Origin of the sequence: Brumimicrobium salinarum (assembly GCF_002844555.1) — a bacterium.
GTDB classification, from domain to species: Bacteria; Bacteroidota; Bacteroidia; order Flavobacteriales_D; family Crocinitomicaceae; genus Brumimicrobium; species Brumimicrobium salinarum.
Map to the genome: position 1 here is coordinate 1 of NZ_PJNI01000011.1, position 23115 is coordinate 23115.

Consider the following 23115-nt stretch of genomic DNA (forward strand, 5'->3'; position numbering starts at 1 on the left):
CATCCTCTACCTGTGGTAAGTTTTACAGGGGTTGATTTAGAAGGATGTTCGCCAGTTTGTCCTGAGGTAACAACCACTTCGACAATAAATTCACCTTCAACAATTGCAGAATATGAATGGACATTGTCTACAGGACAAACCTATCAAGGTCCCGTTTTGAGTGATTGTTATGAGAATTTAACGGGCAATAATATTTTTCATGATTTAACTTTAACAGCAACGTCAAATGAAGGATGTGTAACCACGCATACGGAGAATGATTACATAGAAATCTTTCATAATCCTATTGCAAATTTCTATTATCAACCAAATGAGCCTGATGTAATTGACCCTGAGGTAGAGTTTTTAAACAACTCTTCTTATGCAGATTCTTATGCGTGGACTTTTGGTAATCAGGGTGTTTCCACAGTGACAAATCCTATATTCGAATTTTCAGCTGAGCCTCTTAAACATATTGTGACATTAATGGCAAGTACAGTTGAGGGATGCAAGGACACGGCAAGAGTGGCTGTTGAAATATTAGATAAAATCATTTTTTATGTTCCCAATACTTTTACACCCGATAACGACAATTATAATGAAACATTTAAACCTATTTTTACACATGGTTATGATCCGCAAGATTATACATTGTATATTTTTAATCGATGGGGAGAAATTGTATTTGAATCGCATAACACCAATAAAGGATGGAATGGGCGTTATGGTCTTAACAGCAATAAGATTGTAAAAGATGGAACGTATGTTTGGAAAATTGAATTCAAAGAAACAATGTCTGATAAAAGGCATACTCATAAAGGACACGTGAATGTATTGAAATAAAATAATAGGATTATCCATTTAAATCGCAACAAGCAATTTCGTTTAAATCTATTTACCATTTATTGTAAAAGACTTTGATAGTAAATAGATAAGAAGAGATGTGAAAATAAAAAAATCAATTTTTATTTTGCAAAGGATCTATTTTGATTTATCCTAATTAACAATAAGATGTCAAGGTTCTGACTATCAATATAAAATATTGGGCTTGTTTTAAGAGTCATTTATGATATGAAACTATACATAAATCTTCCTTTTTATGTAGTTAAAAAGGAAGATTTTCAAGTTTAAAGAACCTGTTTTTTTTGTTTATTTCCAAAATATTTATCAAAAACTAAACATGCAGTCAAATCTCCTGTAACATTCACGGAAGTTCTAAACATTCCCAGAATACGATCTATTCCGATGATGATCAAAAGCCCATCTATAGGAATTCCTGAGCTTTGTAAAACAGAAGTTAAGATGATAACGCCACCACCAGGAATCGCAGGTGTTCCTATTGAAGCTGCAACAACTGTAAATGTGATTAAGATTAGATTAACCATGGATAAATCAACACCATAAGCTTGAGCCATAAACAGAGTAGTAGCGACTTGAAATAATGCCGTTCCGTCCATATTGATTGTAGCACCAACAGGAATAACAAAATCACTGATGTTGGACGAAATTCCGAGTTTTTCATCAGCTGTCTTCATGGAAAGCGGCATTACTGCAGCTGAACTAGCAGTAGAAAAAGCTAAGAGCATGGGGCCTTTTATAGCTTTAAGGAAATGAAATGGATTTTTTGGCGTGACTAACCATACAATAATAAGATAAAAGGTCAATAATAAGAGTAAACCTAATATGATAACACCCATGTAGTATCCTAATCCAAAAAAGACCTCAACACCTGTTCTTGAAATTAATGCAGCTATTAATCCAAATACTGCATAAGGTACCAACATCATCGCCCAAGAAACGACAATCATACATATTTTTTGAACCGATTCAGCTACTCGTATTATAGGGGTTGCCGTTTTTTCTTTAAGTTGCGTTACAGCCACTCCAATTAAAATGGTAAAAACTACTACGCCTAACATTTCTCCTGTAAGAATAGATTCGAGTGGATTATTGGGGATTAACTCTGCTATTGCATCGGGAATACTTTTAAATTCTTGTACTACTTCATGCGTTGTTGGTGCATTTTCACCGCTAATAGGAAAGCCACCCAAAGATAAAATATATTGACCAGGTTTCATGATTAAAGTCACGAATAACCCAATAGTAATAGCCACTGTTGTTGTTCCAATAAAATAGAGCAACAATTTTAGTCCAAAAGACTTTAAATTATCAACAGTGTTACTGATAATCCCAGTAAGAATGGAAGTAAAAATTAAAGGAATCATAATCATTTGGACCAATCGCATAAAAATCTGTCCAGGTAAATCCAACCATGCTGCAATTTTTTCACTAGCTTTTTCCGTAATAAACCCAGTGTCTGGATTAAGGAAAGCACCTAAAATAGCCCCTAAGAAAAGTCCAATGAGAACTTTAAGCCACAAACGACCTTTTATCAATCGTTCTAGATGAATTGATAATTGATTTAAACGCTTGAATCTAATCATTGTATTTGTTTAGTAGGTTTTAATTTTAAAAATTAAGAAAGCTTAATTATAAGTAAAGGTACAAACAACTTGACAAATTTTGCATTAGCATGCGTTAATTACTTTTTACCACATCCAAAACAAAAGTGCTTTTTATTTGATTTACATTTTCCAATGCAGCCAGTTTTCCAGAAGAGAATTGGTGATAATCTTCAAGATTTTTCACCATTACTTTTAAAAGAAAATCATTTGCACCACCCATTAGGTAACATTCAAGTACCTCAGGAAGCTTTAGAATTTCTTTTTTAAATAATTCTATTTCTTTTAATTTCTGAACGTCTAATGATACTGTGCAAAAAATAAACATCGCATCATTTAACTTTTTATCATTGATTATAGCGACATACTTTTCTATAATCCCCGTTTTTTCAAGTTTTTTTATTCTTTGATGAACAGGGGTTTTACTCATCCCAACCTGATTGGAAATTTCATTAATGCTTAGTTTAGCATCTTTTTTTAATAGTGTTATTATTTTTTCATCGACCTTATCAATTCCTTTCATGGTAAAATTTTCTGTATTTAAATATATTCAAGTCAAATTTAATTCTTTTTCCTTGTTCTTGTATGTTTTTTAGGATTGTTTCCTTAATTTGAGTAATATTTCAATGTAAAAAAATCATTTGTTAAATTTGTAAAGAATAAAAATGATAAAAAGATGAAAAATAAGTTTAAGCCCGAAAGTTTGATGATGAGCTATGGTTATAAACCAAAATTATCAGAAGGGGCGGTTAAGTGTCCAATTTTTCAAACCTCAACCTTTGTTTTCGAAACAGCAGAAGAAGGAAAGAAGTTTTTTGAACTGGCTTATGGCCTGCGAGAAAAAGAAAAAGAAGAAGAATTGGGGTTGATATATAGCCGAATAAATAACCCAAATCTTGAAATACTTGAAAATCGTTTGTCGCTTTGGGATGACGCAGATGATAGTGCCGTTTTTGAGAGTGGAATGTCAGCAATTAGTACGGTGCTTTTGGAGTTTTTAAAACCTGGAGATTTACTACTTTACAGTTCACCTACTTATGGAGGGACTGATCATTTTATTCATGATTTCCTACCTAAAATTGGCGTTGATGCGGTTGCTTTTCACCCAGAAAACACCCAAGAGGAGATTGAGGAAATAATTCGAAATACTGGGAAAGCAGATCGATTAGGATTAATTTATATTGAAACACCTGCGAATCCAACGAATACAATTATTGATATTGAAATGTGTTGTCGAATTGCGAAAAAACATAAAAACAACACTGATAGGACCTATGTGTGTGTTGATAATACCTACATGGGGCCAGTATGGTCTAAGCCTTTAGCTTTGGGAGCTGATCTTGTCGTATATTCCGCAACAAAATTTATTGGAGGTCATAGTGATCTGATTGCAGGAGCTGTTTTAGGTAAATCGGATTTGATGACCCGTGTAAAAACTTTAAGAACTTTCTTAGGAAATATGGTTAGTCCACATACAGCTTGGTTGTTATTGAGAAGTTTAGAAACCTTAAAGATTCGCATGGAAAAACAATCGCGAAATGCACAGAAAGTAGCTAATTTTTTAAATCAACATGAAAAAGTAGAAAAGGTAAATTATTTAGGATTAATTGATGAACAATCAGCTCACTATGATTTGTACAAGCGTCAGTATAACTCGCCAGGTGCTATGATTTCATTTAATATTGTAGGTGGAGAAAAAGAGGCTTTTCAATTTTTAAATAATTTAAATCTGATTCAATTGGCAGTAAGTCTCGGAAGTACAGAGAGTTTGGCGCAACATCCTCAAACAATGACACATTGTGCAATTGAACCAAAAGCACGTGAAAGAATGGGCGTTACTGCTAATTTGGTACGTGTTTCAATTGGAGTAGAAGACGCAGAAGATTTAATTGCTGATGTTGATAATGCTTTAAAAAGTGTTGTGTAGAGATACAGATTGTTATCCAATAAAAAAACTCCTTTAAGATTTATCCTAAAGGAGTTTTTGCTTTTAAAATTTTATTTTTTAGAAAGGTAAATCATCGTCACCTTCGTCTACTAAAGTTTCTGCGCTATCTGCACTTGCAGGTGCGATATCTGGAGGTGTAGGTTGTCCACCACCTTGTGTTTTCTCTAATCTCCAAACATCTAAAGAATTGAAGTACTTTACTTCTCCTTGCGGGTTTGTCCACTCTCGACCTCTAATGTTAAAAGTAACATTTACGGCATCATTTTCATTGATGTTATCGAGTAAGTCTGTACGCTCTTGTGTTAATTGAAATAAGATGTCTTGCGGATAATTTCCTGAGGCATCTGTAACTACAAACTCTCTTTTTTTAAATTTTTCTGTTATTTGTTGGGTGTCTTTTTTGACCTTAACTAATCCCGAAATACTGAACATAATGTGTTGTTTATTTTATTGGTTATTAAATGCTAATAATGTTTTCCAAGCTACTTCAATTTCATTTTTCTCTAAATGTTTTTTGGCTAATTGATGAAGTTCAAGTTCTAATTTAGCTGGTTCATCTTCTAAAGTTACAAAAAGTTCTGATAATTCAATAAGTTTATGCTCATTAACATCAGTTTCATTTGGGAGTTCTTCAATACTTCCCAGTTTGCCTAAGTCATTGCCGTTTAAAATACTACTGCTTTTTATGTCGGCTGGAATTTGATCAAATCCTATCCCGATTGTAGTTACTGGTTTTTCAACCTCAAACATTGAAGCTTCGTTGGCTCGACAATACCAGTTTCCACCCATTCGTGCGACTAAATCTATTTTGTGCTGATCAATCATTTGGTTTTCATCTAAAACCTCTTCGTTCACATGAATTTTAATGACCTCACAAATAACAAGATTTCCTGCGCCTCCATTTTCTCCTAACTCTTTTACCTCAATGACTTTACATTCTAGTTGAACTGGCGATTCCTTTACGCGAAAAGGCTTTACTTTTTCGGAAGCCAATGGTGTGAGTCCACTTTTTTCAAATTCATTAATACTTTTGTCATAAGGTGATGAACATAAACTCATTTGTTCTACCATGTCATGATTTACGATATTAATAACGCATTCAGCAACTTTTTTCACGTTTTCGTAAGTATCTTTAGTCGTGTTTGTTCTTCCGCTTCTTGCTGGTGAAAAAACAAGAATTGGAGGATTGGCACTAAATACATTAAAAAAGCTGAATGGCGCTAAATTAGGATTTCCCTCTGCATCAATCGTAGAAGCAAATGCAATCGGTCGTGGACCAACTGCTCCTAATAAATAACGGTGTAGTTGCGGAATGGGTAATTCTTTTGGTTCTAATGTTAACATATCTTTATTGCGCTAAATTGAGAAGTTACAAAGGTAATGGTATTATGACTTAATAAAAATGAAAGTTCTAAATTGTTGAAAAGTTATTTCTAATATTTTTTAGTCTACCGTTTAAAATTATGCAAATCTTTCTAACTCTAAATAGCAAATTCCCTTGATTATATTAATTTTGATAGTGATTCCTTCGGCAACTGTTAACTCGAATTATTAACTTTATTCTAAAATTACTTGTCCTTAATTGAAATGGAGTATGTTAAGAACTAAAAGAAAACATTTTGTTTATAATAAGGCTTGAATAAATGAATAAAATTGAAATAGAGCATTTAATCGTTCAGGATTTAGAACGTAAAACGCGTATTTATGACTATTTGAATGGAAAACTTACTTCCATTCCAACGAGAAAAGGTCTTAAAAAGGCTTTTTCGAGAAAACAAATTTATTTGAATGGAGAGCTTTCTACTACAGCTGACTTTGTTAAGGATGGTGACGAGATCAACATATACGAAAGAGAGAAAATAACAACTCCCTATTTCGAGCTAGACTTAAAAATTATTTATGAAGACGAGGAGTTAGCGGTAGTTGAAAAACCAGCGGGAATTCCAGTTTCTGGAAACGTATTTAAGTCCATTCAAAATGCAATTCCACATCATTTAGCGTTAAGTAATTCTCAAGACCGCTTAGTTATTCCATTACCTGTTCATCGGTTAGACCAACTGACGCATGGTTTACTCATTATAGCAAAATCATACCATGCAAGGGTGGATTTGGGTAAACAATTCGAGAATCAAAGGATTGAAAAAAAATACATGGCTATTGTTCAGGGACGATTGCTGGGAAGTGGTACGTTAAACACAGCAATCGAGCAAAAAAAATCAATAACACATTATACTTCCTTGGCTGTTTATCCTTCTGTTAAAAACCAATGGATTTCGGTTTTGGAATTGCGTCCAGTTACAGGTAGAAAACATCAGATTCGCATACATTTATCACGGTTAGGTTTCCCGATTATAGGAGATCAACGTTATGGGAAGCCAGGAAATACATTGAAGCACAAAGGATTGTTTTTGTCCGCTGTGGCTTTGAAATTTAATCATCCTAAAACCAATGAGGTACTTTCATTCCAGATTACCCCACCAAACAAGTTCTCTCGGTTTTTGGAGAGAGAGGCCAAATGGGTGGCAAGAATTGGGAAATGAAAAGTTTAATTCGAGTTAAGATTAGAAATAATAAGAATACCCAAATCCAATAGTGAAATAGGTTGTGATTTCATTTAACTTTGAGTCACTAACTCCACTGAAATTGTCAACTCCCATTTGATATGGACTAAACTGAAATCCATGAAAAGCATATCCCAATGCTAATCGAAAAGATGTGTTTTCGTTGCTCATTAATGCTAGTCCTAAGGTGGGTTCAACAAATCCACCATCGTTTTGATAGGGTTCTCCAAGTTTTTCTTGATTTTTATTGGTATCAAAAAAATTCATCGAATATCCAATTCTTACACCGTAGTCCAAACCGAATTTGCCATAAAACTTTTCTTGACCAATTTTTCCAAAAATACCAGCGATGTGCATACCACCAGACATGTCAATGTTGTTTTTAAATTCGTTTACATTAAAAAAACCATATCTCAGTCCAACTCCTAAAGAAAAAGAATTGTCCATGGTGAATTGATAACTGGGTGTAATTGCAACCAATCCTTGCATTAAATCTCGAAATGCAAAATTTGTAGCATTATTGGGTAAGCCTACCTCAACTTTAAAAGAAGATTTAGGATTGAAATCGGTTTGTGCGTATGTTGCTGTAAGTGAGAGTAGAATGAGAGCAGATAATAAGAATTTCTTCATTGCAATTGATTTGTTTATGAATATAACGAAAATAGAAGACGAATCGTACTAAAAGACTAGTTTTTTATTTCAATTATTTTTTTAGTTTTTTGATTTTTTGAAGTGGCTTGATAGAAATAGGTGCCATTAGCAAAAGCTGTTGTGTCTAATTCAATAATGTTCCCTCCTTTACTAAACTTTTTATTTTCAATAACTTCATTGATTTCATTTTTCGTCGAAAAAAGCCGTATCTCAACCTCCATTGGTGTATGCATTTCAATGAAAATAGGAACTGTTCCGCTGGCAGGATTTTTCTCAATAGGATGCAGAATTAGATATAGTTCTTTTTCTATTCTTCCTTTTTTTAATCGCCGCATAACGATGCGATAAACAATAAAAAAAAGGAGGATAAAAAGTGTGATCCATCCTATTGTAGCAAGTGTTTGTTGTATGTCAATTACTAATATCATTTTTATATTATTATTACACCTTTAATTTTTGCGGCTTTTTTATATACCTTAATAACATTTTCAGCACTCATCATAACTTCTTTTACACTGATGCTTGTATATGTTCCTTTCTTCGAGGGACGCATGTTAATGTCAGAATTCTCATTAAAAATAGAAGTAACCATTGCAATTTTTTTATTGTCACTAGGCGCTATAAACTTGAATAGGTACAAGCTAGGCCAGTCTTCTTTTTCTAATTGCTTTTCTAATTGATCAAATTGATTTCCCATAACTATTCTTTCGCCAGCAAAGTTAATCTTTTTACTTCTTTTTGAATAGTTTCAGGAAGATTATTGTAATTGTCTTTTAGTAAAGCTATACTTTCAATTTGATTGTCGCTTTTTACTTTTTTTAATGCTGCAAGTATTTCCATTGGGTCTGGCTCTTTGCCTTGTAGAACCGACAAGTGATTATCGGAGCATGCTACATACGACCATGTTTGGGCGTACTTTTTCTCTAAAGTTAACCAAGACGCAATGATGACTATTAATTCATCTGCTGATTGAGCTCTTAATAACAGAGATTTGAATTCATTTCTTTTTTGATGTAATTGATTAAAACAGGTTATAGGATTATCAGAAAATTCAAATTTGTTATCAATTAACACTTCCTTGTTTTTTTCGTCTTTCTTTGCAGAGGTAAGCACTAAAAAAGCAATATGTTGTTTTTCTATTTTTTTAGGCGAGCACTCCAAACTTTCTCGATAGGAGGACGCGTTAGAAAAAACTGTTTATGTTCAAAAAAACGTGTTTCCCAAAGCTCATGTAAATTATCTGTTGGACTATGTTTGAAAAATAATGTAGCTTGTTCCTTTGTCATTTTGCGAAAATAAGGACTTACTTTCATATTTCTTTTATTTATGTGTAATTTCGTTCTGTATAATCATTTTATAAGATCGAAGTTTAATTATATATAAAATATACTTTATGGGAAACATAAAAAACTGGTTCATTAACCTTGCTTTTCTTTTTATTGCGTTGTCTTCCTTTTCTCAAGTCACAAGTGAGATTTACAATAGAAGAAGTGATACCATCGATATTTTAAACTATAAAATTAATATTGATTTTTCGGAAATGGGACAAAGTAAAATCTCAGCGTCTTGTGAGATTACTTTTGAAAGTAAAATGAATAATATAGACTGGATTACCCTTGATTTATTGCAAATGAATATTGATTCTGTTCAAGCTGCTGGAATCGATTTAGGTTATATTTACAACGATTCCCTTTTAAATATAACGTTACCCAATTCTTTAAATATAGGAGATCAACAAAGTGTTACCGTTTTTTATCAAGGGGAACCACAAATGGATCCTTCTGGTTTTGGAGGTTTTTATTTTCAAGGAGATTATGCCTACAATATGGGAGTTGCATTTGAATCACAACCTCATAATTATGGCCGTGTTTGGCATCCATGTTTTGATAATTTTGTTGAAAGAGCTACTTACGACATAGAAATCATTGCGCCGCCTTCAATGCATGGTTACAGTAATGGATATATCCACAGTGAAAGTGTTGGTGTAAACAATGAGAATATTAGAAGATGGAAGTTGGATGAATCTATTCCGACTTACCTAGCTTGCGTTGCTGTTGCGCCATATACACATGTAGATCAAACTTATATAAGTAGTATTTCAAATGCAGAAACACCGGTCATGTTAATTGCTAAAGAACAGGATACGACAGCATTAAAACAATCATTTATTAATTTGTTTGGTGCGATGGACGCATTTGAACACCAATATGGGCTTTATCAATGGAATAAAATAGGTTTTGCCCTTGTTCCTTTTAATGGTGGTGCAATGGAACATGCTACTTGTGTTATGTATCCAACTTTTGCAGTTGATGGAAGTTTAAACTATGAAACCCTGATGGCGCATGAATTATCTCATCATTGGTGGGGGAACCTAGTGACTTGTAAAACAGCTGAAGACATGTGGATAAATGAAGGTTTAGCTAGCTATAGTGAATCTATATTTTTAGAACATGTTTATGGGTACGATAGATATTTGGATGAACTAAAATCTGTTCATCGAAGGGTGATACAGAATGCACATTATTCAGATGGTGACTTTTTGCCGATTTCCGGTGTCCCACATGATGCAACTTACGGGTCACATACTTATAGTAAAGGAGCTACATTGATGCATAACTTGAGAACACACATGGGAGATACTGCTTTTTTTAATGGGTTAAAAGCAATTCAAACCAATCATGCTTTTACAAGTATAGATGCTGAAGGATTTAGAGATGAGCTAAATCAGGCAACTCATTATGATGCAACCCATTTTTTTGATAATTATGTATTTAATCCTGGTTTTAATGGATTTGAGATAGATTCTTTTAACGTATCATCAAATGCAGGTCAGTTTGATGTGGAGGTTTATATCCAACAAAAACTTTTTGAAGCGCCTAATTTTTTTAAAGATGTGCCTATTCAAGTTACCTTTTTAGATGAAACCAATCAATCGTTCTCATTTGAGGGAATTGTTTCTGATGAATTATCTGTGCTTGCAGTTACTGTTCCATTCGAACCAGCAATCGTATATCTGAATAAGGACTATAAGCTGTTGAATGCTGTTACTGCACAAAATGTCGATATTATAGCAGATAGCACAACATATTTTCCTTTGAATTATGCTTATTTCACATTAATGGTAGATAATGAGGATGATACTTCGTTTATGCGTATTGAGCATTGTCGAATTCCACCTGATAGAAGCTTAAATGGTAATCTTTCACATTTATATGAAATCTCTCCAGATCGATACTGGAAAGTGGATGGTTTGCTTTCTGATTCTTTTTCAGCTTCTGGGCGATTGTTTTATGATGCTAGAAACAATAATCAAGGAAATTTAGATAATGGACTCATGATTGATCATGGAGGTGTTGCTTTTCACGAGGACAGTTTAGTGTTGCTTTGGCGTAAAAACCAGAGAGAATCATGGGAAGAATATCCTTATTATGAATTGAACCCTCAAGGAACTAAAACAGATGGTTACGGAAGGGTGGAGTTGTTAGATGTGAGATTAGGAGAATACACCTTCGGATTTAAAAAGAGTACTCTTTCCGTTCAAAAGAACGATAAGGTTGTTTCTTTCAAAGTTTACCCTAATCCTAGCGATGATTCTGTTACAATATCATGTGAGGACCTGGTTGAGGCGGAATTTGCTAGGATTTACGATGAAAGTGGTCGTGTAATGAATAATGTGAAGTTGGAAGGTGGGGGAGCTAATTTCTCTATTAAATCCTATCAGAGCGGAACTTACTTTGTGTTGATTTACAAAGGAAATGAAGTTTTAGGTAAGCAAAAGTTAATGAAAAAATAAAATGAAAAGATATTTAGGGATTGATTTTGGGATGAAACGCACAGGGATTGCGATAACAGATGAGAATAATATTATTGCTTCAGGTTTGACGACTGTTCCTACACAGGAGCTTATGCAGTTTTTAATCAATACAGTAAAAGATAAGAACGTAGGAACTTTAGTCTTGGGTGAACCAAAACGATTAAATATGGAAGATTCGCACAGTTCTCAAAACGTTCGTTTGTTTAAAGAGGCGTTAGATCAACAATTTCCAAATTTAAAAATAGTAATGATGGATGAACGATTTACCTCAAAAATGGCTTTGGATTCTCTAATTGCGGGGGGTGTTTCTAAAAAGAAAAGAAGACAAAAAGAAATTATCGATGAGGTGAGTGCAACTATTATCTTACAATCTTATATGTCATCTATTTAATGTTGATTTTGGATTGCTGTAAGAATGCCTTCGACCATTTGGATTATTTAAGTTGATAAAAAAGTAAAGGTTAAGGTTTTTTGGATAAACTCCATAGTCCTATATAACACAACAAACCATTTACTCCTAAAATTTCGTGTCCCGATGTGTAACCATCAAACCATTCTTGTTCATAAGATTTAAAGATGTAAATAAGTATAGGGGCAATCAGGCAAACAGTCCATGTAAGTCTATCGTCTACAACTCTTTTGCTTATAATTCCAAAGAAGAAAAGTCCTAACAAAGGTCCGTAAGTATAGCCTGCAAGCGTGAAAATAGTATTGATCACATCCTGACTTTTAAAGGCATTAACCAGAAGGATTACGATAAATAAAATTCCGGTCATTCCAATATGGACATATTTTCTTATTCGTTCTGCTTTATCTTTGTTTTTCCATTCGTTCACCCTAAATAAATCCACGCTTGTTGATGTGGTTAGAGAGGTTAGTGCAGAATCTGCAGATGAATACGCAGCTGCTACCAATCCTAGCAGGAAAGTGATACCTATTAAACTGCCTAAGTCACCATCTAGAGCAATTAACGGAAAAAGTCTATCGGTTTGTTTATCAAGATCCATTCCTTGCACAGAGTTGATGAATTCTGGATTTTGTTGGGCGTACAATACGAGTAATCCACCTAAAATTAAAAATACAAAGTTCACCATAAATAAAATGACAGAGAACCACATCATATTTTTTTAGCTTCTTTCTCATTGCGGCAGGTTAGGTTTTTTTGCATCATGTCTTGATCTAATCCTGTCATTCCTAGAGTTATGAATAATCCACCTAAGATTCCTTTTATGATGTAATTATTGCTTTTTGGGTCATTAGTTACAAACCAATCTGTCATTCCCAAAGACTTCAAACCTGTGGTGACCTCTTCAGCTCCGCCAATTGATTGTGTAATCATAACAACACTAACTACTAGGGCAATTAACATGAAAAGTGTCTGAAGTGTATCTGTCCAAACAATAGTTTTTATACCGCCTCGATAGGTGTAAACATAAATCAGAAGTAATGTTACTAAAACAGATGCTTCAAATGGAATTCCGTATCTGCTTAGTACAAAATAATCAAGTACATCGGCAACTAAAAACAATCGGGCTGAGGCTCCTAGAATACGTGATATTAAGAAAAATCCTGTTCCGACTTTGTGTGTTTTTGGACCGAATCTCCCGCCAAGATAGGAATAAATTGAAGTGAGGTTAAGGCGGTAGTAGAGTGGTAGTAAAACAAATGAAATTATGGCGTATCCAATCATGTATCCAATCACCAGTTGCATATAAGAGAACCCCGATTTACCAACAAGTCCAGGTAATGAAATGAATGTGACGCCGGAAAGTGATGCGCCAATCATTCCAAAGCTTACCAAATACCATTTTGATCCTCTATTTCCAGTGAAGAAAGCTTCATTTTTTGCTCCTTTGGATGTTAATTTAGAGATAACCAACAGCACAACAAAATAAGCGATGATAATAGAAAGGATGAATATACCACTCATAATATTTAATTATGGGGATAAAAGTAATTTAAAATAATAAGGATGCAATTCTAAATTGAAATAAATAGGATGCGGTGCTATATTTCAAATGTGAAGAATTTATGCGCCTATAATACGACGTAATTCTTCGATTGTGCTTTCCCAGTATAGTTGTATTTCATCAAGTTCATCTGGTTCGGCAAAACTAGTAAGATGGAGTACGACCGCCTTAGTCATTGGGTCTACTTTAAATTTTAACTCTACAAAAGTCTCTAAATCCTCCTCTTCGTCTTCAATCCATTGAAACTTAAAGTGATCATTATTCTTTTTGCTGATTAAACGTGCTTCTTCTTCACTGCCATTCCAATAAAAAGTATAAAGATCATCTTTTATATTTACATCGTCAGCGAACCATTCACTAAGCCCACTAGGTGTTGTAACCATAGAGTTAAGAACTTTCATTGAGGTTTTAAAAAGATATTCTTGTTCAAACTTAATTTTTTCAGGCATGTTGTAAATGTTTTTTATTTTCTATCTTCGCCGAAGAATTTGTTTCGCAATATACTAAAAAGTTTTAAATGGCTCTAATACATTCACTTGAAAAATCAGGTAATACCTTATTCAAATACAGAGGTCAAATCCCTGTAATCCTTTTTGTTTTGGCGATTCCAGTAGTCTATTTTACTGACTATGGTTGGATGAAGCTCAATGAAAGTTATTACTGGATTTTATTAGGCTTTGCAGCTGTCTTATCTCTATTGGGGCAAGTGATTCGTGCCATTGCAATTGGAACATCAAATAAGAATACCTCAGGAAGAAATACCAAAGAGCAGGTGGCTGAAGCTCTCAACACTAAAGGGATTTACTCTACAATGCGTCATCCTTTATATGTAGGTAATTATTTTATGTGGATCGGAATTGTTGTTTTTACAGCGAATATCTGGTTCGTTGTAATTGTTTCCTTAGCGTTTTGGCTGTATTATGAAAGAATTATGTTTGCTGAAGAACGTTTCTTAGAGCGTAAGTTTGGACAAGATTATCTCGATTGGAGCATGAAAGTTCCTGCATTTTGGCCATCTTTTAAAAATTACGTAAAGACTCCAATCTCATTTTCAATGAAAACAATTTTGAGAAGAGAATATTCTGGTGTTACGGCAACTATTATTGGTTTTTTATTTGTTGATATACTACGCAACTATTTACTAGATGATGCTTTTATTTTTTATACTTATTATATAATTGTGTTAGGAGTTGCTTTATTTATTTCTTTGTTTTTAAGAACGTTAAAGCATCATACGAAAATTTTATTTGAGGAAGACCGTTCTTAGTGTTTGAAATTCAAAAAAAGCTATTATATTTGCACCCGCATTGAGAAATTAATGTAACAAAAATGGCGAGGTAGCTCAGTTGGTTAGAGCGCAGGATTCATAACCCTGAGGTCAGGAGTTCAAATCTCCTTCTCGCTACTTAAAACCAGAGTGAAAATGAATACTAAAACAATCATTTTCATCTGGTTTTTTTTATTTTATACATATTCTGTATTTTTTAGTGTTTTTATGGGATAAGGTATATCTCTCCAAATCTGTTGACATCTTGGAAGATTAATTTGAATAATCATCTTTAATTCTGTTTGTGAAATAGATAACATGTACAAGGTTTTATTGTATTATTTGTGAGGATCGACATCTTTTATGAAATGCCACTACGGAAAAGTCAGGTTTGTAAAATACTTTTACACCTATCTTTTAAAAACCTTACCTCCTTTCTAGATTAATAGTGAGTGTCTTCCTTGAAAAGTATAAATGAACAGGTCAAAAAGTCATGTTTTAAACACGTTTACTGACTAATTGGCATTTAGGGTAGCTGATTTAAGACATTCTAACAGCGATTTTCGTTGTGTTTTGCATTGGTATTTCATTTGATAACTATAGACCAAAAGAAATTAAAAATTAAAACAATAGAAGTTATGGAAATGTCAAGAAGAAATAGTGGTTTTTTACCGTCTTTTTTAAGTGGATTTGATGAGGAGCTTTTTAATAATCGTCAAAATATGAAATTTTCTAAGGTGGCTGTTAATATTATGGAACGCGATGAAGATTATCTTGTAGAAATGGCGGTGCCTGGTATAAAAAAAGAAGATATTCATATTGAATTAGACGGTAACAAACTCTCTATAAGAGGTGAAGCTAAAGAAGCTAAGGAAATAAACGAAGAAAACTATACACACAGAGAGTTTTCTTATGGGGAGTTTAGACGCTCATTTACGCTGCCCAAAGATGTTGATGGTCAAAATATAGAGGCAGATTATAAGGATGGAGTTTTAAATATATCGGTTCCAAAACCAGAAGCAAAAAAGAAAATAGTAAAGAAAATTGAAGTTAAAAGTAGTAAGTAGAAGTAATAATAGTAGTAATAAGTAGTTTTAAGTTAATTAATGAAAACAGAGGTCTATTGAAATTGATCTCTGTTTTTTTTATCGTAATATGCCAAATAACTTAATCGGTAAAAGTCAAATAAACGTAAAGATGGAGAGGAACTGAAAAGTCGAGTTTTCATATTGTTATTGAACGTTTTGTGCATCAATGCGATGATGCTGACCAATCCTAATTTCTTTATTTTTTCATAAACTTTGAAGATTTTTATTTGGGCTACTACCTCCTTATTTCTAAAGTGAGGATTGGATACATATTTTTCTACGGCTGTCAAACTATTTTTAAGAAACCCTTCGTTTGTTTCTGAATAGTTGTGAACCAGTTGATTGTCGATGTGTAAAACGGTGATATTCTGTTTTTTGAACGAAAGACCTAGAAGTGTGTCTTCATGTCCATATTCGTTTTTACTGATCACCATTGCTTTTTCTTCAAAAGAAATCTTGTTAAAAACCTTTTTCTTAATGAGTATGTTAAAGCTTATTAAGGATTTATAAGGGTTGATATTTCTCTTTGTGGCAGGTATGTTTTCACGTTGTGTGCCGTAATACCAGCGTAAAGCATTTTCTTTTGGTGGATTCCTGTCATAAGCCATCCCTCCAATTATGACTTGCGCCTTCTCGAGATGTTTAATGTAGTTTTCGATAAAGTCTGTACGTTGTACCTGTGCGTCAGCATCGATAAACAATAAGTTTTCGTATTGTGCACGTCTACCTAGCTCATTACGAATCTTAGCTCGACCATAATGTTCTTCAGATTCAATGTATGAAACATTAGCTAGTTGGTTTATTGTCCGATTTTCTTGTTTAAACAACGTGGAGGTATCATCTAGAACTAAAATTTCAAATGCTATTTTACTGTCAACAGATTGTTTGTACAAAGCTTCAACCAAAGCTGTACAATCAAAATTGTATACTGGAATGAGAATTGAGAGCATTTAAAACTATTTCAAAAAAAACGCCTATTTATTTCCTTTCTCAAAATCTGCTAAAAACTTAGCTAATCCACTATCGGTAAGTGGGTGATGCGCCAATTGCATAATTGCTTTTAAAGGTCCGGTCATTACATCAGCTCCAATTTCAGCACAATCAATAATATGCATTGGATGACGAACCGAGGCAGCTAAAATTTGCGTTTCAAAATTATAATTATCGTAAATCCTTCTAATCTGTGCGATTAAGCCAATTCCATCTGCTGAAATATCATCTAATCTTCCAACAAATGGAGAAACATACGTAGCTCCTGCTTTTGCTGCTAAAATAGCTTGTCCAGCAGAAAATATTAATGTGCAATTGGTTCTTATTTTATTCTCAGAAAAGTAACGTATGGCCTTAATTCCTTCGGGTGTCATAGGTACTTTGACAACAATATTGTGATGTAAGTCTGAAAGTCGAGTTCCTTCCTCAATCATTCCCTTGTAATCTGTAGTGATAACTTCTGCACTAACTGGACCATTCACAATGTGACAAATGTCCTTGTAGTGTTTGATGATTGCATCTTTGCCTGTAATGTTTTCTTTGGCCATTAATGAAGGATTGGTTGTAACGCCATCTAAAATTCCTAAATCATTGGCTTCTGTTATTTCTTCTAAGTTTGCTGTATCTATAAAAAATTTCATCTTTTTCTTTTTTACTAAAATAAAGAGATTTCTGAATTATTCAACCTAAAATTTGTTTTTCATTTTGGGTTGATTTTGGACTTAATCCAGACCTAGATCTTTTCGAACATTGATGTTGCTTCCATATTCATTAATAATCGACTGATTTTCTTGTATTTCAATCCAATGAATTTGTTGAATTGAAAACAAAATCCATAATTCTACATAAAATCCACATACCGCGTAAAGATGAACTCGGTGATCGCCTAGTTGACGAACTCCAATATATTCACCTTCTTCTTGAACTACTCGATAGCGTTTAGGAAGTGACAAAGATCTGAATTCTTTTTTATCGTATTTATGCATTACTTTTGTGTGAACCCTTTTTTATCTAAACTGTACACCTATAAAAATAAGCAAGATTATGTACAAAATGTTCATCATTTTTATCTTTTTCACATCAATGTCCTTTGGACAAACTGTTCCTCCAATAACCAATCAAGCCAGTCCTGAGGAAAAGCAAGAAGAACTTCAACAAAATAGAGTAAATACTTTTGATTCGCAAGCCCTAAGTGTGCGTCAAATTGAGTTTCAGGAAAATGTAAATGCGTTTTATTCGGGTATTAATGCAATCAACTATTCTTCTACTAGAAAAACACCAACTTCACAACAAAAGCAACAATTAAATAAACAATTGAAAACAATTGAGAAGATTGATAGTGAGAGTTTTGAATATCATTTGTTCAAATATAAACTCGGTAATTATGATTTTTCTAAAATTAATCATTTAAAGAAAGCTGCCGAATTAAAACCCCATCATCAAGAGGTCTTAAAAGAATTCTCTGCTTTTTCATACATTAACGGAAATGAGCGTCAATTGAGAAAATACCTTAAACTGTATTCTCAGTTTAATTACAAGCAAGATGAATTTTATGTAATGGCCAGAAATGTCTTGCTTTCAATGCCTAAAAATACTTATTTAATTACGCATGGCGAAAACGATACTTACCCAATATTGATCGAACAAAAAATAAAAAATATACGTCCTGATGTGGAAATTATCAGTTTAGATCATCTACAAAGTGAGGATTTTCGAGAAAAACTAAAAAAACAAGGATTTAAAATGCCCAAAAAATTAATTATTGATACCGCATTTTTTGATGTATTTATGCATTTGAATAAGACCAAGAATATTGTTGTAGCTCCCTCTGTTCCTCGCTCTTATATTGAAAAGGGTGAAGAAATTACTTCAATGGGGTTGGGGTTTGCCTTGTTTTCTAATCCGCAAAAGGATTATAACAGAATGTTGTATGAGCAAACAATGCGAAAGCAAATTACTGAACACATTAATAATAGTCGGGAAAATGCGCCAATTATGAGTAATTATTTACCTTTTTTATTAAAAGTAAGAAATGAATATAACGAAAGAAATGACATTGAATCGTTACAAGAAATAGAGCATCTGATTTTAGAAATTGCGAGACTGTCCAATAAGCAAAATCAAGTAAATAGACTTTTGAATAAATAAGATGGGAATATTTCGGGTCAATCATAAAAAACAAAGTGATGAGCAACTTCTTCGGATGATGGCGAAAGGGGATGAACGCGCTTTTGATGAAGTTTATCAAAGGTACGCTTCAAAAATGGCCGCTTTTTTTACACGAAAATTAAAACATGATAAGGAAAAAGGAGAGGATTTTATGCATGATTTATTTGCTAAATTGATTGATCGACCTGAGCTTTTTGATCCCAACAGAAGTTTTAAAACGTGGATTTATTCAGTGGCAAATAACATGTGTATCAATGAATACAAGAAAATGGCTGTACGTTCAAATACAAATAATGGTTTATCTTCAGATTTACAAGTTTCAGCAAATAATCTACCCATTGAAGAGCAACTATTTGAAAAAGATTTTAGTTCTGATTTAGAAAAGGCAATGGCTAAATTAGAGGAAAAACACAAAGAAGTTTTTGTGCTTCGACACATCGATGGTTTGTCTGTTAAAGAAGTAGCTGAAGTGATGGATATAAAGCCTGGGACGGTAAAATCTCGATTATTTTATGCAACCAAAAAAATCGCCAGTGTTTTACAAGTGTATGACCCTACAAAAGTGAGTTAATTATGGAAGATCACGTTAAAAATATAATTTTAGAAAAAAAATGGTTTGAACTGACCATGAAGGAGCGAATGTGCTTAAAGGATTGGGCGCAAAATGAGGAGGAGTTTGATGCCTTGAAATTGACTTTTCTTTCTGCTGAAGAATTGAGACAAGAAAATAGAGGTGAAAAAGTATCTCCTTCTGTTAAACATCGATTGGACGAGCGATTTGCGCAAAAACATGTTCATAAAAAAGAACTGTGGCTCAATAGAGTTTTTATTTTCTTCTTTCCTAAAGATGTGGCTGTTTATAAAAAACCAGCTTTCCAGTTGGTTATGGTTGCCTTACTGGTTGTAATTGCTATTCCTTTTCTATGGCAAAAAGATACGCCTAGATATGCTATGAGCGAAAAACATCTCGAAATAGAGATATGGAATAAAGAGAAGGAAGTTCAAAAATCAAAGAGTAATTCAGCAGAAACAAAAACAACATCAAAGATGGGGAGTGAGGATAATGAAATTCCTGTACCGGAAATTACACCTGAAGAACAGCAACCTGGTTTTAAAATAAAATCTTTTGAAAAGTTAGAAGAACCTATTCTTGTTCCGCTAAATGCTGATGCTTATGAAGTTGAAACAGAGATTCATGAAGATGTTGAAATTGAAATAGCTGAACAAATCCAACCTGAAATTCAATCATTGAAAGAAGTACAGGGCGATTTTAGTAAAAAGAGGGCAGTAGAGAAGAGGAAAAAACAGCATAAGCATGTTAATCCAGAGGAAACCTTAGACTTGTTAACGGTTTTGTATTAATTGTCGTTAAAGTCAAGTGGAGCTCTTGATAGAATATCATATTTTTTACCTTCTCTTTTCATAAATTTTTGCCAAATATCTTTGATGTTGGTGTCCATGATTTCCATAGGGCTAATGACCGGTGCTACAATCCAATTATTTCGCGTGATTTCTTCTTCGAGTTGACCAGGATCCCATCCAGAATATCCAAGGAAAAACCTGACTTGCGAAGGATCTATTTTTCCATCAGTAAGCTGCTCTGTAATTAAATCATAATCTCCACCAATATAGATTCCATCCATCACTTCTGTACTTTCTGGAATTCGATTTCCAAGCGTGTGAATAAAAAAGATGCTTTCTGTTTGAACAGGGCCACCAATGCTAATATTTGCGTTTATATTGGGGAAGTTTTTCGCTACATCTGCTAAATTTATATCCAGATAATTCGTTAGCACAAAACCAAATGTTCCTTTGCTATTATGATCACATATATAAACGACAGATCTTCCAAAATATTCATCTTTGGAGAACGGATCGGCAATTAAGACTCTCCCTTTGGTAGGCTTTCTGTTGTTTTTAAATGATAAGTCCATTGTCATAACTTTATAAGTAAGTCCAAATTTATTGGTTCAATATAGATATTCTTATTCAACCATTATAAGATTTTAACTAAAAAATTATTTAGGGAATTTATTTATTGAGTAATGATTAACGTAAATATGTATCGCGTTAACCAAAATAAGTATGGAATAAGGGTTTATGATATCTGTGGAGTGAAAAGCGAAGAAATCATTTAAATCAATATTAAATCAAACGATTTGCAATATTTCTCCATTTAATACGTTAATATATGTGAAAAGCGGTCAATTACTTTGACGGTCGCTCAAAAAAATACTGTCTGCAAGCAGTTATTTCGAACCCCATAAAACCCAATAAACTATGAGTAATGTAAACCCCATTTACCATCACACCCATCAAATGTTGATTCAAGAAAAAGAATGGATTGATAACGCAAAAGATGATATTACCAATTTTGCGCCTTTGTATGAAAAATATTATGATCAAATTTTTCGTTATATCAATCAGCGTATGCATGACGAACACCTTGCATCTGATGTCACCTCTCAAGTTTTTCTAAAGGCAATTAAAAACCTTAATCGTTTTGAATTTAGAGGAATTCCAATTGCTTCTTGGTTGTATCGCATTGCTAAAAGTGAATTGAATCAAGCATATAGAGATGCACGTGCGAAAAGAGCCATTAATATCGATGATGTTCAAATCGCAACCTTTATTGATGTTTTTAAAGACGAGTCTTTTGACTTGAATAAAAAACGTATGTTTCATGCGTTAAGTCAATTAAATGGTAGGGATATACAATTAATTGAATTGCGTTATTTTCAAGGTTATGCCTACAGAGAAATTGCTGATATAATCGGTGTAAAAGAAAATAATGCTAAGGTTAAAACCTTTAGAGCATTGGAAAAGTTAAAGAAACATTTTGCAAATAATCAATGATTTTATTTTTGAGACTTGGCTTATTAAGTAATTACTGATTTGTTTTAAATGCTAAATTCACTTTTATATAAGGGATATTTACCCTAATGTTTGTTGATTTTACTAAATTTGTGTGAATAAGTGAATTTACTTATTTTAAATAACAATTTGAGTGTAGATGAGAACGGTATTATTAGGATTTTTGTTTTTGTTAGGAGCTAATTTAACAGCACAAGTTTCGATTTTAGAAGAAAATTTTGATAATGGAAATATTCCCGCTACGTGGTCTGTTATTGATAATGATGGAAATGCCGTGGACGCTTCTGTGCAAGAATATGATAAGGCATGGATTTATAAAGAAGATCCTATTAATGTAGGGAATGGAACTGCATCAAGTACTTCTTTTTTTGACCCTATTGATCGCGCAGATCGTTGGTTGATTTCTCCTCAAGTAACATTAGGAGGTTCAGGAAATTACATATCATGGAAAAGCTTGTCAAAAGATGCTTCATTTCCAGATTCATACAAAGTGATGATTTCAACAACGGGAAATGCAACAACTGACTTTACGGATACACTTGAAATTGTGAGTAATGAAACCCCATATTGGTCAAGCCACACTACTGCGTTATCTAATTATAACAACCAATCGGTATATTTTGCTTTTGTCAATACAACCTTTAATGGCTTTAAGCTTTTTATAGACAGTGTTTATGTAAGAGAGCAAGATCCTTTGAAAGTCGTAAAAGAGGAGATGAACCTTTATGTTTATCCAAATCCATTGCGTGAAAACATTACCATTTCACTCGATAATTCGATCATAGAACAAGTTCAGATTTTTAATATATCTGGAAATTTAGTAAAAGAACCTGTCGTTATGGAAACGATAAACGAACTAAATATTGATGTAAGAACCCTAAAATCGGGTGTGTATTTCCTTCGTGTAAAAACCCCTACACGAATTATCAATAAGAAATTGATCAAAAAATAATTAATTAAGTCCATAAGTCCTCGATTTGAAAATAGAGAAGTTCCTTGCCGCAATGATAATATGATAAGGTCGGGCTTGTATAACTTTTCTATTCATGCTTTTTACAAACACATCATCTCTATCTCCTCGGGATTAATAGTATTTATACAGCTAGATAAGTAGTATCGTTGTAATTTTTTACTGATTTCCCGCTATTATACGACCAGCGATTTTACATGTAAGAACTGTTACACATACTCTGTTATTTCTATCCTCAGCCCAACTGACTGTCATTTATAATATTTTTAATTTCATAAATAGAGAAATATTATAAAACCATACTGGTATACTTGTGGGGAATTATTTTATATTTTAAAGGCCTCCTCAAATTTGAGATTGATCCCTAGTTTT

Annotated in this window: 27 protein-coding genes and 1 tRNA gene; 13 read left to right on the forward strand and 15 right to left on the reverse strand. The window is 33.2% G+C overall.

The genetic code is table 11. The features are described 5' to 3' along the window. The coding region (locus tag CW751_RS10330; protein WP_133122196.1) for a T9SS type B sorting domain-containing protein at positions 1-822 on the forward strand (822 nt) is incomplete at its 5' end. A 284-nt stretch (positions 823-1106) separates the two neighbouring features. On the opposite strand, the gene CW751_RS10335 is transcribed toward CW751_RS10330, so the two are convergent. Next, complete coding sequence (locus CW751_RS10335) at positions 1107-2423, reverse strand: dicarboxylate/amino acid:cation symporter (RefSeq protein WP_101334929.1); 1317 nt, start codon at positions 2421-2423, stop codon at positions 1107-1109. 94 nt (positions 2424-2517) lie between these two features. Continuing rightward, a complete protein-coding gene (locus CW751_RS10340) occupies positions 2518-2964 on the reverse strand; it encodes an Lrp/AsnC family transcriptional regulator (RefSeq protein WP_101334930.1) in 447 nt (148 codons plus the stop codon). Positions 2965-3117: 153 nt separating this feature from the next. Between CW751_RS10340 and CW751_RS10345 the strand changes: the two genes are divergently transcribed. Continuing rightward, positions 3118-4368, forward strand: coding sequence for a cystathionine gamma-synthase family protein (locus CW751_RS10345; protein ID WP_101334931.1), 1251 nt, complete (start codon positions 3118-3120; stop codon positions 4366-4368). A gap of 78 nt (positions 4369-4446) precedes the next feature. Here CW751_RS10345 and CW751_RS10350 read toward each other — a convergent pair whose 3' ends face one another. Beyond that, on the reverse strand, positions 4447-4821 hold the full coding sequence (locus CW751_RS10350; protein WP_101334932.1) for a DUF3127 domain-containing protein: 375 nt from the start codon (positions 4819-4821) through the stop codon (positions 4447-4449). A 15-nt stretch (positions 4822-4836) separates the two neighbouring features. Continuing rightward, on the reverse strand, positions 4837-5733 hold the full coding sequence (locus CW751_RS10355) for a flavin reductase family protein (RefSeq protein WP_101334933.1): 897 nt from the start codon (positions 5731-5733) through the stop codon (positions 4837-4839). 299 nt (positions 5734-6032) lie between these two features. Here CW751_RS10355 and CW751_RS10360 point away from each other — a divergent pair, with 299 nt between their 5' ends. Next, the gene (locus CW751_RS10360) at positions 6033-6929 is read left to right on the forward strand and encodes an RluA family pseudouridine synthase (RefSeq protein WP_101334934.1); all 897 of its coding nucleotides are present in this window, start codon (positions 6033-6035) and stop codon (positions 6927-6929) included. Positions 6930-6950: 21 nt separating this feature from the next. On the opposite strand, the gene CW751_RS10365 is transcribed toward CW751_RS10360, so the two are convergent. Genes CW751_RS10365 through CW751_RS10380 form a run of 4 tightly spaced genes read right to left on the reverse strand, consistent with a single transcriptional unit; the run spans position 6951 to position 8762 of the window. After that, positions 6951-7580: a hypothetical protein gene (locus tag CW751_RS10365; RefSeq protein ID WP_101334935.1), complete on the reverse strand. Its 630-nt coding sequence runs from the start codon at positions 7578-7580 to the stop codon at positions 6951-6953. 56 nt (positions 7581-7636) lie between these two features. Continuing rightward, complete coding sequence (locus CW751_RS10370) at positions 7637-8029, reverse strand: T9SS type A sorting domain-containing protein (RefSeq protein WP_101334936.1); 393 nt, start codon at positions 8027-8029, stop codon at positions 7637-7639. A 2-nt stretch (positions 8030-8031) separates the two neighbouring features. Further along, positions 8032-8298, reverse strand: coding sequence for a DUF493 family protein (locus tag CW751_RS10375; RefSeq protein ID WP_101334937.1), 267 nt, complete (start codon positions 8296-8298; stop codon positions 8032-8034). Positions 8299-8300: 2 nt separating this feature from the next. Further along, positions 8301-8762 (reverse strand): hypothetical protein, encoded by a 462-nt coding sequence (locus CW751_RS10380; RefSeq protein ID WP_101334938.1) that lies wholly within the window; start codon positions 8760-8762, stop codon positions 8301-8303. 232 nt (positions 8763-8994) lie between these two features. Here CW751_RS10380 and CW751_RS10385 point away from each other — a divergent pair, with 232 nt between their 5' ends. Then, positions 8995-11394, forward strand: a complete 2400-nt coding sequence (locus tag CW751_RS10385; RefSeq protein ID WP_101334939.1) for a M1 family aminopeptidase — start codon at positions 8995-8997, stop codon at positions 11392-11394. 1 nt (position 11395) lies between these two features. Continuing rightward, the gene (gene ruvX, locus CW751_RS10390) at positions 11396-11806 is read left to right on the forward strand and encodes a Holliday junction resolvase RuvX (protein WP_101334940.1); all 411 of its coding nucleotides are present in this window, start codon (positions 11396-11398) and stop codon (positions 11804-11806) included. A gap of 70 nt (positions 11807-11876) precedes the next feature. On the opposite strand, the gene CW751_RS15910 is transcribed toward ruvX, so the two are convergent. The 3 genes from CW751_RS15910 to CW751_RS10400 all read right to left on the reverse strand — a co-directional run bounded on the left by CW751_RS15910 (position 11877) and on the right by CW751_RS10400 (position 13834). Further along, positions 11877-12536, reverse strand: coding sequence for an SLC5/6 family protein (locus CW751_RS15910; RefSeq protein WP_317045810.1), 660 nt, complete (start codon positions 12534-12536; stop codon positions 11877-11879). After that, positions 12533-13345: a sodium:solute symporter family transporter gene (locus tag CW751_RS15915; protein WP_317045811.1), complete on the reverse strand. Its 813-nt coding sequence runs from the start codon at positions 13343-13345 to the stop codon at positions 12533-12535. The genes CW751_RS15910 and CW751_RS15915 overlap by 4 nt, the downstream gene beginning before the upstream one ends. A 99-nt stretch (positions 13346-13444) precedes the next feature. Next, positions 13445-13834: an START-like domain-containing protein gene (locus CW751_RS10400; protein WP_101334941.1), complete on the reverse strand. Its 390-nt coding sequence runs from the start codon at positions 13832-13834 to the stop codon at positions 13445-13447. Positions 13835-13902: 68 nt separating this feature from the next. Between CW751_RS10400 and CW751_RS10405 the strand changes: the two genes are divergently transcribed. From CW751_RS10405 to CW751_RS10415, 3 genes are all read left to right on the forward strand, one after another. Beyond that, a complete protein-coding gene (locus tag CW751_RS10405; RefSeq protein ID WP_101334942.1) occupies positions 13903-14652 on the forward strand; it encodes a methyltransferase family protein in 750 nt (249 codons plus the stop codon). Positions 14653-14716: 64 nt separating this feature from the next. Further along, positions 14717-14790 (forward strand) — tRNA-Met (locus CW751_RS10410). 500 nt (positions 14791-15290) lie between these two features. Beyond that, on the forward strand, positions 15291-15719 hold the full coding sequence (locus CW751_RS10415) for an Hsp20/alpha crystallin family protein (RefSeq protein ID WP_240612569.1): 429 nt from the start codon (positions 15291-15293) through the stop codon (positions 15717-15719). Positions 15720-15772: 53 nt separating this feature from the next. Here CW751_RS10415 and CW751_RS10420 read toward each other — a convergent pair whose 3' ends face one another. From CW751_RS10420 to CW751_RS10430, 3 genes are all read right to left on the reverse strand, one after another. Next, positions 15773-16690 (reverse strand): glycosyltransferase family 2 protein, encoded by a 918-nt coding sequence (locus CW751_RS10420; protein ID WP_101334943.1) that lies wholly within the window; start codon positions 16688-16690, stop codon positions 15773-15775. A gap of 24 nt (positions 16691-16714) precedes the next feature. Then, positions 16715-17371: a fructose-6-phosphate aldolase gene (fsa, locus tag CW751_RS10425; RefSeq protein ID WP_101334944.1), complete on the reverse strand. Its 657-nt coding sequence runs from the start codon at positions 17369-17371 to the stop codon at positions 16715-16717. Between the two features lie 81 nt (positions 17372-17452). Beyond that, on the reverse strand, positions 17453-17716 hold the full coding sequence (locus tag CW751_RS10430; protein ID WP_101334945.1) for a hypothetical protein: 264 nt from the start codon (positions 17714-17716) through the stop codon (positions 17453-17455). A 58-nt stretch (positions 17717-17774) separates the two neighbouring features. Here CW751_RS10430 and CW751_RS10435 point away from each other — a divergent pair, with 58 nt between their 5' ends. Genes CW751_RS10435 through CW751_RS10445 form a run of 3 tightly spaced genes read left to right on the forward strand, consistent with a single transcriptional unit; the run spans position 17775 to position 20261 of the window. Beyond that, positions 17775-18878 (forward strand): hypothetical protein, encoded by a 1104-nt coding sequence (locus CW751_RS10435; protein ID WP_133122197.1) that lies wholly within the window; start codon positions 17775-17777, stop codon positions 18876-18878. 1 nt (position 18879) lies between these two features. Then, positions 18880-19470: an RNA polymerase sigma factor gene (locus tag CW751_RS10440; protein ID WP_101334947.1), complete on the forward strand. Its 591-nt coding sequence runs from the start codon at positions 18880-18882 to the stop codon at positions 19468-19470. Between the two features lie 2 nt (positions 19471-19472). Continuing rightward, positions 19473-20261, forward strand: a complete 789-nt coding sequence (locus CW751_RS10445; protein WP_101334948.1) for a hypothetical protein — start codon at positions 19473-19475, stop codon at positions 20259-20261. Here CW751_RS10445 and CW751_RS10450 read toward each other — a convergent pair. Then, positions 20258-20833 (reverse strand): YqgE/AlgH family protein, encoded by a 576-nt coding sequence (locus tag CW751_RS10450; RefSeq protein WP_165779283.1) that lies wholly within the window; start codon positions 20831-20833, stop codon positions 20258-20260. The genes CW751_RS10445 and CW751_RS10450 overlap by 4 nt on opposite strands. 346 nt (positions 20834-21179) lie before the next feature. Here CW751_RS10450 and CW751_RS10455 point away from each other — a divergent pair, with 346 nt between their 5' ends. Continuing rightward, positions 21180-21755, forward strand: coding sequence for an RNA polymerase sigma factor (locus CW751_RS10455; RefSeq protein ID WP_101334950.1), 576 nt, complete (start codon positions 21180-21182; stop codon positions 21753-21755). 157 nt (positions 21756-21912) lie between these two features. Further along, the gene (locus CW751_RS10460) at positions 21913-22725 is read left to right on the forward strand and encodes a T9SS-dependent choice-of-anchor J family protein (RefSeq protein WP_101334951.1); all 813 of its coding nucleotides are present in this window, start codon (positions 21913-21915) and stop codon (positions 22723-22725) included. Positions 22726-23115 lie beyond the last annotated feature (390 nt).

What these genes read in the sequence shown, in the direction of transcription:
- CW751_RS10335 (WP_101334929.1), bottom strand. Translation starts at nt 2,423, where the DNA reads ATGATTAGATTCAAGCGTTTAAATCAATTATCAATTCATCTAGAACGA.
- CW751_RS10340 (WP_101334930.1), bottom strand. Translation starts at nt 2,964, where the DNA reads ATGAAAGGAATTGATAAGGTCGATGAAAAAATAATAACACTATTAAAA.
- CW751_RS10345 (WP_101334931.1), top strand. Translation starts at nt 3,118, where the DNA reads ATGAAAAATAAGTTTAAGCCCGAAAGTTTGATGATGAGCTATGGTTAT.
- CW751_RS10350 (WP_101334932.1), bottom strand. Translation starts at nt 4,821, where the DNA reads ATGTTCAGTATTTCGGGATTAGTTAAGGTCAAAAAAGACACCCAACAA.
- CW751_RS10355 (WP_101334933.1), bottom strand. Translation starts at nt 5,733, where the DNA reads ATGTTAACATTAGAACCAAAAGAATTACCCATTCCGCAACTACACCGT.
- CW751_RS10360 (WP_101334934.1), top strand. Translation starts at nt 6,033, where the DNA reads ATGAATAAAATTGAAATAGAGCATTTAATCGTTCAGGATTTAGAACGT.
- CW751_RS10365 (WP_101334935.1), bottom strand. Translation starts at nt 7,580, where the DNA reads ATGAAGAAATTCTTATTATCTGCTCTCATTCTACTCTCACTTACAGCA.
- CW751_RS10370 (WP_101334936.1), bottom strand. Translation starts at nt 8,029, where the DNA reads ATGATATTAGTAATTGACATACAACAAACACTTGCTACAATAGGATGG.
- CW751_RS10375 (WP_101334937.1), bottom strand. Translation starts at nt 8,298, where the DNA reads ATGGGAAATCAATTTGATCAATTAGAAAAGCAATTAGAAAAAGAAGAC.
- CW751_RS10385 (WP_101334939.1), top strand. Translation starts at nt 8,995, where the DNA reads ATGGGAAACATAAAAAACTGGTTCATTAACCTTGCTTTTCTTTTTATT.
- ruvX (WP_101334940.1), top strand. Translation starts at nt 11,396, where the DNA reads ATGAAAAGATATTTAGGGATTGATTTTGGGATGAAACGCACAGGGATT.
- CW751_RS15910 (WP_317045810.1), bottom strand. Translation starts at nt 12,536, where the DNA reads ATGATGTGGTTCTCTGTCATTTTATTTATGGTGAACTTTGTATTTTTA.
- CW751_RS15915 (WP_317045811.1), bottom strand. Translation starts at nt 13,345, where the DNA reads ATGAGTGGTATATTCATCCTTTCTATTATCATCGCTTATTTTGTTGTG.
- CW751_RS10400 (WP_101334941.1), bottom strand. Translation starts at nt 13,834, where the DNA reads ATGCCTGAAAAAATTAAGTTTGAACAAGAATATCTTTTTAAAACCTCA.
- CW751_RS10405 (WP_101334942.1), top strand. Translation starts at nt 13,903, where the DNA reads ATGGCTCTAATACATTCACTTGAAAAATCAGGTAATACCTTATTCAAA.
- CW751_RS10415 (WP_240612569.1), top strand. Translation starts at nt 15,291, where the DNA reads ATGGAAATGTCAAGAAGAAATAGTGGTTTTTTACCGTCTTTTTTAAGT.
- CW751_RS10420 (WP_101334943.1), bottom strand. Translation starts at nt 16,690, where the DNA reads ATGCTCTCAATTCTCATTCCAGTATACAATTTTGATTGTACAGCTTTG.
- fsa (WP_101334944.1), bottom strand. Translation starts at nt 17,371, where the DNA reads ATGAAATTTTTTATAGATACAGCAAACTTAGAAGAAATAACAGAAGCC.
- CW751_RS10430 (WP_101334945.1), bottom strand. Translation starts at nt 17,716, where the DNA reads ATGCATAAATACGATAAAAAAGAATTCAGATCTTTGTCACTTCCTAAA.
- CW751_RS10435 (WP_133122197.1), top strand. Translation starts at nt 17,775, where the DNA reads ATGTACAAAATGTTCATCATTTTTATCTTTTTCACATCAATGTCCTTT.
- CW751_RS10440 (WP_101334947.1), top strand. Translation starts at nt 18,880, where the DNA reads ATGGGAATATTTCGGGTCAATCATAAAAAACAAAGTGATGAGCAACTT.
- CW751_RS10445 (WP_101334948.1), top strand. Translation starts at nt 19,473, where the DNA reads ATGGAAGATCACGTTAAAAATATAATTTTAGAAAAAAAATGGTTTGAA.
- CW751_RS10450 (WP_165779283.1), bottom strand. Translation starts at nt 20,833, where the DNA reads ATGGACTTATCATTTAAAAACAACAGAAAGCCTACCAAAGGGAGAGTC.
- CW751_RS10455 (WP_101334950.1), top strand. Translation starts at nt 21,180, where the DNA reads ATGAGTAATGTAAACCCCATTTACCATCACACCCATCAAATGTTGATT.
- CW751_RS10460 (WP_101334951.1), top strand. Translation starts at nt 21,913, where the DNA reads ATGAGAACGGTATTATTAGGATTTTTGTTTTTGTTAGGAGCTAATTTA.